Source organism: Pseudohaliea rubra DSM 19751 (assembly GCF_000764025.1).
GTDB lineage: Bacteria > Pseudomonadota > Gammaproteobacteria > Pseudomonadales > Halieaceae > Pseudohaliea > Pseudohaliea rubra.
This window is the reverse complement of record NZ_KN234745.1, coordinates 143,814-156,104: the sequence shown is the minus strand read 5'-3', so window position 1 is coordinate 156,104 and position 12,291 is coordinate 143,814. Positions and strand designations below refer to the sequence as shown.

Below are 12,291 nucleotides of genomic sequence, written 5' to 3'. Positions count from 1 at the left end.
GGTCAGAAATTATCCTTCCAGGCGCGCAGCTGGGCGAAGCGGCCGATGCTGTCTTCCGCGGGCGTCTGACCGGCCGCACACAGCCCGGCAAGAATGCCCTCGGCATCGGGCCGCAGGAAGGGGTTCGTGCGCCGCTCCAGGGCAAGGGAGGAGGGTAGCGTAGGCTCGTCGCGTTCGCGCAGGCTGCGCACCTGCTCGACCCGCGTTGCCAGCGCTTCATTGCCGGGCTCGGCGGCGCTGGCAAAGGCGAGATTCGCCTCGGTGTACTCGTGAGCGCAGTAGACGGCGGTATCCTCCGGCAGGGCCGCCAGCCGCTGCAGCGAGGCATGCATCATGGCCGGCGTTCCCTCAAAGAGTCTGCCGCAGCCGCCGGCGAAAAGCGTATCACCGCAAAAGAGCACCGGTGTGGGCGCCGGAGAAAAATAGGCGATGTGGTCCAGGGTATGGCCGGGCACGGCCAGCACCTCGAAGGCGAGGCCGAGCACCGTGAGCCGGTCGCCGTCGCCGAGGCGTCGATCGGTGAAAGGCAGCGCGGTATTGTCGGGGCCGTAGACCGTGCAGCCGGTCTCGGCCTTCAGGGCGTCGACGCCGCCGACGTGGTCAAAATGGTGATGGGTAACGAGGATCGCGTCCAGGACAAGACCGCGGCTGTCGAGGGCGGCGCGCACCGGCCCCGGATCTCCCGGGTCCACTACGAAGCCCCTGCCGGCGCCGTTGTCGTAAAGCCAGATGTAGTTGTCATTAAAAGCGCGCAGGGGCTCAAGCGTTGTCATAGGATCCCTCGCGGAGAAAGCGGTTGCCAAAGGTGTCCCGCGCTGGCTACCCTTTGGATCTGGCCAGCACGTGGTACCCGGATGACCCGCGAGTTTAGCGAGATTTCCCAGCAACTGGAAACCTGGTACGCGCGCGACGGCGGAGCGTTTCTTTACGCTGCGCTGCGCGAACGGCTGCGACCTCTCCTGGATGTCGCCTTCGGCTATCACACGCTGCAGCTCGGCCCCTTGCCCTTCCGCAGCCTGCTCGGCCCGAGCCCCATCAACCACCGCATCCTTGCCGGCGAGGAACGTGCCGACGGGGTCGATCTGGTCTGCCACTGCGGCGAGCTGCCCCTGGAGAGTGATAGTGTCGATATGGTCGTGGCGCTGCACACGCTCGACTTCTGCGCTACACCGCACCAGTGTCTCCGGGAGATGCAGCGCGTGCTCACCCCGCACGGGCACCTCCTTGTCGTCGGTTTCAACCCGGCCAGCCTCCTCGGCGTCTCCCAGCGCGCTCGCGGGCTCTTGCGCCGTGGTCCCTGGCGTGCGCTGCGCCCGGTCAGCCAGGGACGTCTCACGGACTGGCTCCATCTGGTGGGCTGCGAACTGGAGCAGTTCCACCACATCTGCCCGTTGCCGCTCTGGGGCGGCGAAAAACTCCGCCCCACCGTGGGCAGGCTGGATGGCTGGGCGATGCGGCGGAATCTTCCCGGCGGCTCGCTGTACATCGCTCACGCGATCAAGGAAGTACCGAATATCCGCCGGACCGCGGAACGCAGGGGTGTCCCGCGGCGCCTCATCGGCCTGGTACCGAAACCGGCGGCATCGCCCGGGGGTATGCCGCGGCAACCTCGGCGCCAGGGCAGTGACATCGCCGCGTGAAGCGCGTCGCACTATTCACCGACGGGGCCTGCCGCGGCAACCCGGGGCCCGGCGGCTGGGGTGTGCTGCTGCGCTACGGGGACCGCGAGCTCGAGCTCTGCGGCGGTGAGCCCGCCACCACCAACAACCGCATGGAGCTGCGCGCAGCAATTGAGGGGCTCAAGGCCCTGCGGGAGCCCTGCGAAGTGACCCTCACCACCGATTCCACTTATGTCATGAAGGGGCTCACAGAGTGGCTGCCGGCCTGGAAGGCCCGGGGCTGGCGGACAGCGGGCAGGAAACCCGTCAAGAACGCCGAGCTCTGGCAGGCCCTTGACGCTGAGGCCCGGCGACATCGGGTGCATTGGGAGTGGGTAAAAGGCCACAGCGGCCACGAAGGCAACGAGCGTGCCGACGCGCTCGCCAATCGCGGTATCGACCAGTTGAAGAAGGATGCGCCATGAGACAGGTGGTACTGGACACGGAGACTACGGGGCTGGAAGTGAGCCAGGGTCACCGGGTGATCGAGATCGGATGCGTCGAGGTGCTCAACCGCCGACTCACGGGTCGCCATTTTCACCAGTACGTCAATCCGGAGCGGGAGGTCGATCCGGGCGCCATCGAAGTACACGGCATCACCAACGAATTCCTGGCCGACAAACCGGTCTTCTCCCGCGTTGCCGAGGCCTTTCTAGCCTTCATTGAGGGCGCGGAGCTGGTGATACATAACGCGCCCTTCGATGTTGGTTTCCTCGACAGCGAGCTGCGCCGCGTGGACGGCGGGGAAGCCGGGCTTGCCGCGCGCTGCCGTATCGTAGACACGTTGCTTATGGCCAGGGACAGACATCCCGGGCAGCGCAACAATCTCGACAGCCTGTGTCAACGCTACGATGTCGACAACGCTTCCCGGGAGCTGCATGGCGCTCTGCTTGATGCCGAGATTCTCGCCGACGTCTACCTGGCCATGACCGGTGGCCAGACGACCTTCGAGCTCGAGGCGTCGAGCCGCGGCGGGGAAGGGCAGCGCAGTGGCGCCGAGCCGCGCCGGCTGCCGGCTGACCGGCCGCGGCTGCCGGTCATCGGACCGAGCGCAGCTGAGCTTGCCGCGCATGAAGCAACCCTTGACGTGATAGCACACGCCAGCGGTGGCCAGGTAGCCTGGCGCCGGGCCTGAGGCCCGTCGTCGGCGTCTCTGTGGTACTCCCGCGACAGGACGTCTGGACTCCTCGCGAAAAATCGCTACCATTGCACCCCTTTCGGATGAGAGGCACTTCAGTCATGCACTCGCGGCCCTCCCTGCAAGATCGGCTGGATCACTGATGCGCGCCCTGGGCCTGTTCCTTGTCTTTGCTCTGGTCTGGCTGTTGTTGTCCGGACTGATGAAGCCGCTCGTGCTCGGCCTCGGCGTCGTGTCCTGCCTGCTCTGTGTCTGGCTCGCCAGCCGCATGCACCGCGTGGAGGAAGATGCAGGCCCCGCGCTGCGCCCTCTGCACCTGCTCGCCTATCTTCCCTGGCTGCTCAAGGAAGTCGTGCTCGCCAATCTACAGGTGATGCGGGTAGTCCTGAGCCCGCGCATGGCCCTGGATCCGGTGCTCTTTCGCCTCCGGGCCACCCAGCGTTCCCAGCTGTGCAAAGTCATCTACGGCAATTCGATCACCCTGACGCCGGGGACGCTGACGCTGGACGTGGACGGTGAGACGATGCTCGTGCACGCTCTGGAGCGGGCCGGTGCCGAGGCTTTGCGCAGCGGAGAGATGGATCGTCGCGCAAGCGCCCTGGAGGCCAGCGCATGATTTTCTATCCGGTGCTCTTTGCACTCATTGCCACCATGGCTCTCGCGCTCGCGCGGGCGCTGCTGGGCCCGTCACTCTACGACCGGGTGCTGGCCGTCAACATGTTCGGGACCAAGACCGTACTCTTTCTGGCGGTAACGGCTTTCATGCTCGGGCGCCCGGACTTCCTCGATCTCGCGCTCGCTTATGCGGCCATCAACTTTATCGGGGTGCTTGCCGTGCTGCAGTTTTTCCAATCCCGCGAAATCCGCCAGCGCTACGAGCGTCAGGGACGTTAGCGCCATGGCCAGCGTGATCGACATGATCAGTTTCGCCCTGCTTGCTGCGGGCGGTTTTTGTGTCTTCGTCGGTGGTGTCGGTGTGCTGCGTCTGCCGGACCTGTACACGCGCATGCATGCGGCGAGCATCACCGACACTGCGGGGCCGCTGCTGGTGCTCGCGGGGCTGGCGCTGCAGGCCGGCTGGAGTCTGGCCCTGTTCAAGCTTGCCGTGATTCTCGTTTTTCTTGCCGTCACAGCGCCGACGGCGGCCTACGCACTGGGCAATGCGGCGCTTGTTTCCGGCTACCGTCCCGCGGTCGTCAGCGACGAAAGCGGCGCTACGGACAGCGAAGGGGAGGGGCACGCGTGACGCTGATCTTCGGAGTGTTCCTGCTTATCCTGCTGGTCATTGTGGCGCTGGCCATCGTGCGCAGCGAGGATCTGTTCGCGGCGGTCATGTTATCGGGGATTTTTTCCCTGCTCATGGCTGTCAATTTCTTCCTCCTCGATGCCGCGGACGTCGCTCTTACCGAGGCCGCCGTCGGTGCCGGGGTGGCAACAGTGCTTTTCCTGGGCGCGCTGGCCCTGACGGGCAAGGAGGAAGCGCGACACACCGTAAGCCCGGGCGGCCGCTGGCTGGCGCTAGGGGTCTCCTTCGCCACCGCCAGCCTGCTGTTTTACGCCAGCCTTGAGAACCCGCACATCGGCGATGGCAGCGCTCCCGTTCACCAGCACGTTGCGCCCTGGTACCTCGCCAATACGCTGCCACTCATCGACATCCCCAACGTCGTCACTGCGGTTCTCGGCTCCTTCCGGGGCTTTGATACCCTCGGCGAGGTTTTCGTCGTATTCACTGCAGGTATCGGGGTCATGTCCATTCTAGGTGTGCGCCATTCGCTGGTAGAGCTTTCCGGCGCGGAGCTCGACGCGCGGCAGCGCTCCCTGCGTCATCATCTGATACCCCGCATCGTCGGCCGGGGTATGGTGCCTCTTATCATGCTCTTCGCCCTCTACGTGCAGTTCCATGGTGAGTACAGCCCCGGGGGGGGGTTCCAGGCGGGCGCCATAGCGGCCGCGGCAATTATTCTCTATTCACTGCTCGAGGGTGACGATCGCGGCCGTGAACTCCTGCCGGAGTGGCTTTTGCGCCTTATGGTTGCCGGCGGGGCGCTCCTCTATGGGGGTGTTGGCCTCGCCTGTGTCCTGCTCGGGGGTAACTTTCTCGACTACTCCGTGCTCGCCACCGTCCCCTCCGCGGGCCAGCACCTGGGCCTGCTGCTCATCGAGTTGGGGGTCGGCATTACCGTGACCGGCGTGCTCATATCCGTATTCCATGCCTTTGCCCGTCGCGCCAGTCGCTGAGATCCGATCATGGCTATCCTTGCTTACTTCAATTACTGGGTATTCGCTGTGCTGCTGGTTATCGGGCTTTACGCCGTGATTGCCAAGACCAACCTCGTCAAGCAGCTCATCGGTCTGTCGATCTTCCAGGGCGCGGTCTTCCTGCTCTACATCTCCATGAACAAGGTCGAAGGTGGTACGGCGCCGATTTTCCTCAACGGCAACACGGAACGGATCTTCTCCAACCCCTTGCCCCAGGTGCTCATTCTCACAGCCATTGTCGTCGGCATTGCCACCACGGCCCTCGGCCTGGCGGTGGTTGTGCGCATCCGTGAGGAGTACGGCAGCGTAGAAGAGGACGACATCAAGGCCCAGGACGTCGGCTCATGAGCATTGAGGACCATCTGCCGGCGCTACAGATCGTGGTGCCACTTCTGCTGGCACCGGTGGTGACGCTTCTGCGCGTGCGTTCGCTCCCCTGGGCCGCAAGCACGGCGACCAGTGCCCTGACCTTTGTTCTGGCGATCGCCCTTGCGGGACAGGTGGCCACCGACGGGGCCCTGAGCTACGCCGTGGGCGGCTGGCAGCCGCCCTATGGCATCGAGCTGGCCATTGATCAGTTTTCGGTGCTCCTGCTCCTGATCATCAGCGGCGCCTCTACCGTTGCCCTGGTGTTCGGCAAAGCCAGCCTCGATCGGGAGATCGGTGAGGAGCGGGCGCCGCTGTTCTTTGCCGCCTGGCTGCTTGTGTTGGCCGCGCTTTGCGGCATGGTCACGACCGGCGATGCCTTCAACCTGTTTGTATTCCTCGAGATCTCGTCGCTGGCCAGCTACGTGCTTATCGCCGCAGGGCCCGACCGGCGGGCCCTCATGGCCACCCATCGCTACATCATCCTCGGCACCCTGGGCGCCACTTTCTACCTCATCGGGGTCGGCCTCATCTACATGATGACCGGCACCCTGAATCTCGCCGACATGGCCCTGCGCATTGGAGAGGTCTCTGAGCTCCGCCCGGTCCTGGTTGCCGCCGGCTTTATTACCATGGGGCTGGCATTGAAGGCCGCCATGTTCCCGGTGCATGCCTGGATGCCCAACGCCTATGCCTTTGCACCGCACGCGGTAAGTGTGTTCCTGGCCGCCTGCGCGACCAAGGCAGCCCTCTATGTGCTGATCCGCTTTGATTTCGTCGTGTTCCTGCCGCACCTGGCCGAGCACGCCGCCCAGGTAAGCGCCTTCTTCATCCCCCTGGCGGTGGTGGCGTTCCTGGTCGGCTCCACCGTTGCCGTTTTCGAGCGGAACCTGAAGCGGATGCTCGGCTACTCGTCGGTGGCCCAGATAGGCTACATTCTTCTCGGCGTGGCACTGCTGACGCCGCTGGCGCTAACGGGCGCCATTGTCCATCTGTTCAACCATGCCCTTATCAAAGGGGCATTGTTTATGGCCGTGGTCTGCATCGCTCATCGCACAGGCAGTGTGCAGCTTCCGGCTATTGCCGGCTGCGCCCGGGCCATGCCGCTGACCATGGCCGCCTTCGTGGTGGCAGGTCTTTCCATGATCGGAGTGCCGCTCACCGTGGGCTTTGTCTCCAAGTGGTACCTCATCCAGGCCTGCCTCGAGTTCGGCGTGCCTGGATATTTCCTCGCCGCGGCACTGCTCCTGTCATCGCTGCTCGCTGTTGTCTATGTGTGGAAGGTGGTCGAAGCGGCCTACTTCAAACCGCGCCCTGAGGAAGCCCCGGAGCTTTGCGAGGCGCCACCGATGATCCTGGCCAGTTTGTGGCTGGTGACCCTGGCCAATCTCTGGTTCGGTATCGACAGCAGCCTGCCGCTCGGCCTGGCCCGGGCCGCAAGCATGACACTGCTCGGTGAAGCGCCATGAATCTCGAATCGCTGATGCTTGTCGCTCTGTTGCTGCCGCTGGTCGGCGCCGCCGGTATCTCGCTGGCGGGCAGCAAGCCGAATCTCCGTGAAACCGTCACGCTGACCACAGCCGGTGTGCTGGCGTTTACCGTATGGAGCCTCGTGCCGCCGGTGCTCGCTGGCGCCCGGCCACGGCTTGAGGTGACAACACTCTTTGATGGCCTTGCCATCACATTCCAGGTGGAACCACTGGGAATGCTCTTCGCCGCGCTTGCGTCATCGCTGTGGATTGTCAATTCCATTTATTCGATCGGCTACATGCGCGGTAACGGCGAGAAGCATCAGACCCGTTTCTATATAGCCTTCGCTGTCGCGATCTTTGCGGCCCTCGGCGTGGCTTTCGCTGGCAACCTGCTAACGCTGTTTATCTTCTACGAGATCCTCACGATCTCCACCTATCCGCTCGTCAGCCATAAAGGTGATGCGGCTACGGTGCGTTCCGCGCGAGTCTATCTGGGCCTTCTCCTCGCCACCTCCATCGGGCTGCTGCTGCCGGCGGTTATCTGGACCTATGTTCAGGCCGGGACTCTGGACTTCACCCCGGGGGGAATCCTCGATGGCACCGGGCCGCTTGCGCTGGGCGTGCTGCTTGCATGCTTTGCCTTCGGCACGGCGAAAGCCGGGCTGATGCCCGTGCACCGCTGGCTGCCGGCGGCCATGGTGGCACCGACGCCCGTTTCCGCCCTGTTGCACGCAGTAGCCGTCGTAAAGGCCGGTGTCTTTACCATCCTCAAAGTGGTGATTTATATCTTTGGCGTGGAAACGCTGGCCGAATCCGGGGCCCAGCAGTGGCTGGTCTGGATTGCCAGCGGTACGATTGTGCTGGCATCGCTCATCGCCATGACCAAGGATAACCTGAAGGCGAGGCTCGCCTATTCCACAGTGAGCCAGCTTTCCTATATTGTTCTGGGTGCCGCCCTTGCCACGGCCTCCGGCGTCATCGGTGCGACCATGCATATCGTGACTCATGCTGCCGGCAAGATCACGCTCTTCTTCTGCGCCGGAGCAATCTACACGGCGCTGCACAAGACGCTGGTCAGCGAACTTAGCGGCGTCGGCCGCACAATGCCTTTTACCTTCGCCGCTTTTACCATCGCTGCCCTCAGTATTATCGGCCTGCCGCCCTTCGCCGGCGCCTGGAGCAAGTGGTTCCTGGTGCTCGGCGCCCTGGAGGCCGGCGAACTGCTTGCGGTGGCGGTGCTGATGCTGTCGTCGCTGCTGAACATCATCTATCTGCTGCAGATCCCACTGCTGGCTTTTTTCCGCGAGCCGGCGCCCGGGGACGAGTTCCGGGGTGTGCGCGAGGCGCCGCTGCCCAGCCTGCTTGCCATCGGCATCACGTCCCTGCTGTGTCTCGTGCTTTTCTTCGCCGCAGAACCGCTTTATCAGTGGGCCCGCCTGCTGCCATCGGGATGAGGACCGCGCCATGACCGAACCGGAAAAGAAACACCTCTTCGATGATCCGCGCAACGTACGCCGCCTCATGTACGCCCTTTATGCGCTTTGTGGCCTGAGCCTGCTGCTGGATTTCGTCATACACCGGCATGTGGATCACCCCTGGGAAGCCCTCTGGGGTTTTTATTGCCTTTATGGCTTCGTCGCCTGCGTGCTGCTTGTGCTGGTGGCCAAGGAGATGCGCAAGCTGCTGATGCGCGGAGAAGACTACTACGATGAATAGCGTCGCGCCGTTTCTCATCTTCTATGCCGGCGGTCTGCTCATGGCGCTGCTGCCCGATGCCCAGCGTCGGCTGCTCGCGCTCGCTATACCGCTCATCGGCGCGTGGAATCTCTACGGCCTGGAGGCAGGCGCCAGCGCCACGCTGACGCTGTTCGACCACACCCTGGTGCTGGTGCAGCTCGACCGGCTCAGTGAACTCTTCGGCTACCTGTTCCACCTGGCAGCGTTCATCGGTTTCATTTATGCCTTCACCCTGCGCGATCGCATGCAACAGGTGGCGGCAATGCTCTATGCGGGCAGCGCCCTGGGCGCGGTGTTTGCCGGCGATCTGCTTACCCTGTTCGTGTTCTGGGAGCTGCTTGCGCTGACCTCCGTTTTCCTGGTGTTGGCACGGCGTACGGCGCGGGCTTTCGGCGCGGCCATGCGCTACCTGGTGATCCAGATCGGCTCCGGCGTGCTGCTCCTGGCAGGCGCGCTGCTGGTGATCGCCGAAACCGGCGATGTAACGTTCACGGCGATGACGCTCGAAGGCCTTGGGCCCTGGCTCATTTTTCTCGCTATCGGGATCAAATGCTGCTTCCCGGGGCTGCACAACTGGCTGACCGATGCTTACCCGGAATCGACACCGGCGGGCACCGTGTTTTTGTCGGCGTTTACGACCAAGGTCGCGGTCTATGCGCTGGCGCGGGCCTTCCCCGGTACGGAGCTCCTTGTATACATCGGCGCCACCATGGCCATGTTTCCCATCTTCTTCGCGGTCATCGAAAATGACCTGCGCCGGGTACTGGCCTACAGCCTCATCAACCAGGTGGGGTTCATGGTTGTCGGTATTGGCATCGGCACGGAGCTTGCGATCAACGGTGCGGTCGCGCACGCCTTCAACGACGTGATTTTCAAGGGCCTGCTCTTCATGACCATGGGCGCCGTGCTCCTGCGCACCGGCCGCATGAACGGCTCGGATCTCGGCGGTCTGTACAAGTCCATGCCCTGGACTACGGGTTTCTGTATCGTCGGCGCCGCCTCCATCTCCGCCTTCCCGCTGTTTTCGGGCTTCGTCTCGAAGTCCATGGTCATGGTGGCGGCGCTGGAGGCGCACCACGAGATCGTCTGGCTGGCACTGCTGTTTGCCTCCGCCGGCGTCTTCCACCACGCCGGAATCAAAATCCCTTATTTTGCTTTCTATGCCCATGATTCAGGCTTGCGCTGCCGAGAGGCGCCGCGGAGCATGTTGGTCGCCATGGGACTGGCCGCGGCCTTGTGCCTGTTTATCGGCAGCTACCCCTGGCTCCTCTATGACCGTCTGCCGTTCCCGGTCAACTACGAGCCCTATACGGCAGCGCACATCCTCACCCAGAGCCAGCTGCTCTTCTTCTCAGCCCTGGCTTTTGTCTGGCTCAACCTCAAGGGGCTCTACCCGCCGGAGCTGCCGAGCACCAACCTGGATGTGGAGTGGAGCTACCGTCGGCTGCTGCCCGCCGCTGCCGGTGCCGTGCGCCGGGTCGCCGGCAGCGGTTTCGGTGCCCTTGGTGAGGGCGGCCAGCGCCTGGTCACAGGCGGCGTCAATGGCGCCGAGGGATTGCTGCTGCGGGTGGGTCTCCTGGGGCGGGTCTGGTCAACGCGGACTATCGCCCTTTGGGTGCTCCTGCTGCTAGTCGTCTATGTGTTCCTGGAGTATCTCTAGCGCCCCGCATGCATAGCCCCGGCCACGATGGTCTGCCACCGGCAGGCCTTGCGACCACCTTGTCGTGCTGCGTACCATGACGGGCTCTCAGCCGCCGTTTCTCCCGGGAATAGCCTAACCATGTTCGAGTTCGAAGCGCCGCCGCCCGACAACCGGGACGACGCCCTACATTTCGTTTTCCAGGAAGGACAGCTCGTCAGTGAGCTTCGGGGCGGCGGGAACCCGGCGTGGAGTCTGCGTCAGCTCGAACTCAATGGTTGGGCCGTGCGCCGGGAACAGTTTATCGGTCGTTGGCAGGGGCGACCATGTTTTGCGGTGGAGCTTGAGACCGCTCAGCTGGACCCCATGCAGCACCATTGCGGCAGCCTTTATCAGCTTCTGGGGCGCGTGGACGAACCACTCTTTGCCCTTGCCGGCCGTGCCGCTCAGTTGCTGGCATGGGAGCGTGACCATCGCTTCTGCGGCCGCTGCGGCGCCCCCATGGTGCTGGATGCCAGGGAACGTGCCATGCGCTGCGACGGCTGTGCCCGAAGCGTCTACCCGCGCATTTCACCCTGTGTAATCGTGCTCGTTACCCGCGGCGACTATCTTCTGCTGGCGCGCAATGCACGGACCCGGCGCCCGTTCTATAGCACCCTCGCCGGCTTTGTGGAGGCGGGCGAGAGCCTCGAACATTGCGTCGCACGGGAAGTACGTGAGGAGGTCGCAGTGGAAGTGGAGACGCCGCGATACTTCAGCTCGCAGCCCTGGCCTTTTCCCGATCAGCTCATGGTGGGTTTCCATGCCCGCTACGCCAGTGGTGCTATTTGCTGTCAGCCGGAAGAGATTGCCCACGCCGACTGGTTCCACTACCGGGACCTGCCGCCGATCCCGCCGGCCGGTTCCATCGCCGGTCAGCTGATCCAGTCCTACCTTGACGAAATCGCCTGACGGCGGGGAGTGCAGCACGTGGAATTCCTGAGTGAGGTCGGCCTGTTCCTGGCCCAGGCGATCAGCGTGGTGCTGGCGGCGCTGCTCCTGGTGCTCGGCATTGCTGTGATCGCCCAGCGGCAGAAGAAAGGGGACAGCGGCGGTCACCTTGAGGTGCACAAGCTGCACGAGCGCTACCGTCAGCAGGCAGCGACGCTCGCTGAGGCGCTGGACCCGATAGCCGCCAAGGCTTCCGCCAAAGCACGCCGCAAGGCGGAAAAGGCTGCGGCGAAAGCACGCAAAAAGGCTTCCAGGGACGGGGAAGGGGGCCGGGAGCGCCCGGTGAGCTTCGTGCTGGACTTCGATGGCGATCTCCGCGCCACCGCCGCCGGGCAGCTGCGGGAGGAAGTGAGCGCGGTACTCGCCGCGCGCCGGGACGGAGATGACGTGATCCTGCGCCTCGAGAGCCCCGGCGGCATTGTGCATGGCTACGGGCTGGCGGCCAGCCAGCTCCAACGGCTGCGTGACGCCGGCATGCCGCTGACGGTCTGTGTCGACAAGGTCGCCGCGAGTGGCGGTTACATGATGGCCTGCGTTGCCGAGCGTATCGTCGCGGCACCCTTCGCAGTGCTCGGCTCCATCGGTGTGGTTGCGCAGCTGCCGAACTTTCATCGCCTCCTGAAAAAGCACGAGGTAGATGTGGAGCTGCTCACTGCCGGCGAATACAAACGCACGTTGACACTGTTCGGGGAAAACACCGACAAGGGCCGGCAGAAGTTCCAGCAGGAGCTCGAGGACACCCATGAGCTGTTCAAGCTCTTCGTGCGCGAGAACCGTCCGGCCCTCGACGTAGACGCGGTAGCAACCGGCGAGATCTGGTACGGGCGCCGGGCACTCGAAGCCGGGCTTGTCGATGAACTCAGCACCTCGGATGCCCTGCTTACGGCGCTGGCCACTGATCGGGACCTCATCGCCGTACACTTCGTAGAGCGCCGCAGCTGGCAGGACCGGCTGGGGATCGCTGCGGAAGCTGCCGTCACCCGCGCGATCCTCAGGCTCTGGCAGCGCGGACTCGACCGACGCCAGGTCTGA

15 protein-coding genes are annotated in these 12,291 nt (G+C 64.1%); 14 read left to right on the top strand and 1 reads right to left on the bottom strand.

Features of this window, described 5'->3' with window-relative positions; genetic code table 11:
- Window positions 1-2: 2 nt before the first annotated feature.
- A complete protein-coding gene (gloB, locus tag HRUBRA_RS00765; protein ID WP_035513510.1) occupies window positions 3-773 on the bottom strand; it encodes a hydroxyacylglutathione hydrolase in 771 nt (256 codons plus the stop codon).
- 81 nt (window positions 774-854) lie between these two features.
- Here gloB and HRUBRA_RS00760 point away from each other — a divergent pair, with 81 nt between their 5' ends.
- From HRUBRA_RS00760 to sohB, 14 genes are all read left to right on the top strand, one after another.
- Window positions 855-1,640 (top strand): class I SAM-dependent methyltransferase, encoded by a 786-nt coding sequence (locus HRUBRA_RS00760; RefSeq protein ID WP_035513508.1) that lies wholly within the window; start codon window positions 855-857, stop codon window positions 1,638-1,640.
- Entirely contained in the window at window positions 1,637-2,083 is a 447-nt protein-coding gene (gene rnhA, locus HRUBRA_RS00755) for a ribonuclease HI (protein ID WP_035513506.1), read from the top strand. The genes HRUBRA_RS00760 and rnhA overlap by 4 nt, the downstream gene beginning before the upstream one ends.
- A complete protein-coding gene (gene dnaQ / locus HRUBRA_RS00750) occupies window positions 2,080-2,793 on the top strand; it encodes a DNA polymerase III subunit epsilon (protein ID WP_035513504.1) in 714 nt (237 codons plus the stop codon). The genes rnhA and dnaQ overlap by 4 nt, the downstream gene beginning before the upstream one ends.
- 145 nt (window positions 2,794-2,938) lie before the next feature.
- Window positions 2,939-3,412: a Na+/H+ antiporter subunit E gene (locus tag HRUBRA_RS00745; RefSeq protein WP_035513502.1), complete on the top strand. Its 474-nt coding sequence runs from the start codon at window positions 2,939-2,941 to the stop codon at window positions 3,410-3,412.
- Window positions 3,409-3,690 (top strand): monovalent cation/H+ antiporter complex subunit F, encoded by a 282-nt coding sequence (locus HRUBRA_RS00740; protein WP_236629740.1) that lies wholly within the window; start codon window positions 3,409-3,411, stop codon window positions 3,688-3,690. Before HRUBRA_RS00745 ends, HRUBRA_RS00740 begins: the two co-directional genes overlap by 4 nt.
- Window positions 3,691-3,694: 4 nt before the next feature.
- The gene (mnhG, locus tag HRUBRA_RS00735) at window positions 3,695-4,042 is read left to right on the top strand and encodes a monovalent cation/H(+) antiporter subunit G (RefSeq protein WP_035513501.1); all 348 of its coding nucleotides are present in this window, start codon (window positions 3,695-3,697) and stop codon (window positions 4,040-4,042) included.
- Entirely contained in the window at window positions 4,039-5,034 is a 996-nt protein-coding gene (locus HRUBRA_RS00730; protein WP_035513500.1) for a DUF4040 domain-containing protein, read from the top strand. Before mnhG ends, HRUBRA_RS00730 begins: the two co-directional genes overlap by 4 nt.
- Window positions 5,035-5,043: 9 nt before the next feature.
- The gene (locus HRUBRA_RS00725) at window positions 5,044-5,403 is read left to right on the top strand and encodes a cation:proton antiporter subunit C (protein ID WP_035513497.1); all 360 of its coding nucleotides are present in this window, start codon (window positions 5,044-5,046) and stop codon (window positions 5,401-5,403) included.
- Window positions 5,400-6,890 carry a monovalent cation/H+ antiporter subunit D family protein gene (locus HRUBRA_RS00720; RefSeq protein WP_035513496.1) on the top strand — a complete coding sequence of 497 codons (1,491 nt, stop codon included), beginning with the start codon at window positions 5,400-5,402 and terminating at the stop codon, window positions 6,888-6,890. Before HRUBRA_RS00725 ends, HRUBRA_RS00720 begins: the two co-directional genes overlap by 4 nt.
- Window positions 6,887-8,347 carry a monovalent cation/H+ antiporter subunit D family protein gene (locus tag HRUBRA_RS00715; RefSeq protein WP_035513494.1) on the top strand — a complete coding sequence of 487 codons (1,461 nt, stop codon included), beginning with the start codon at window positions 6,887-6,889 and terminating at the stop codon, window positions 8,345-8,347. Before HRUBRA_RS00720 ends, HRUBRA_RS00715 begins: the two co-directional genes overlap by 4 nt.
- A 10-nt stretch (window positions 8,348-8,357) precedes the next feature.
- On the top strand, window positions 8,358-8,609 hold the full coding sequence (locus tag HRUBRA_RS00710; RefSeq protein ID WP_035513493.1) for a hypothetical protein: 252 nt from the start codon (window positions 8,358-8,360) through the stop codon (window positions 8,607-8,609).
- Window positions 8,602-10,290: a Na(+)/H(+) antiporter subunit D gene (locus HRUBRA_RS00705; RefSeq protein ID WP_035513491.1), complete on the top strand. Its 1,689-nt coding sequence runs from the start codon at window positions 8,602-8,604 to the stop codon at window positions 10,288-10,290. The genes HRUBRA_RS00710 and HRUBRA_RS00705 overlap by 8 nt, the downstream gene beginning before the upstream one ends.
- A gap of 120 nt (window positions 10,291-10,410) precedes the next feature.
- The gene (gene nudC, locus HRUBRA_RS00700; RefSeq protein WP_035513489.1) at window positions 10,411-11,220 is read left to right on the top strand and encodes an NAD(+) diphosphatase; all 810 of its coding nucleotides are present in this window, start codon (window positions 10,411-10,413) and stop codon (window positions 11,218-11,220) included.
- Window positions 11,221-11,238: 18 nt separating this feature from the next.
- Entirely contained in the window at window positions 11,239-12,291 is a 1,053-nt protein-coding gene (sohB, locus tag HRUBRA_RS00695; protein ID WP_035513487.1) for a protease SohB, read from the top strand.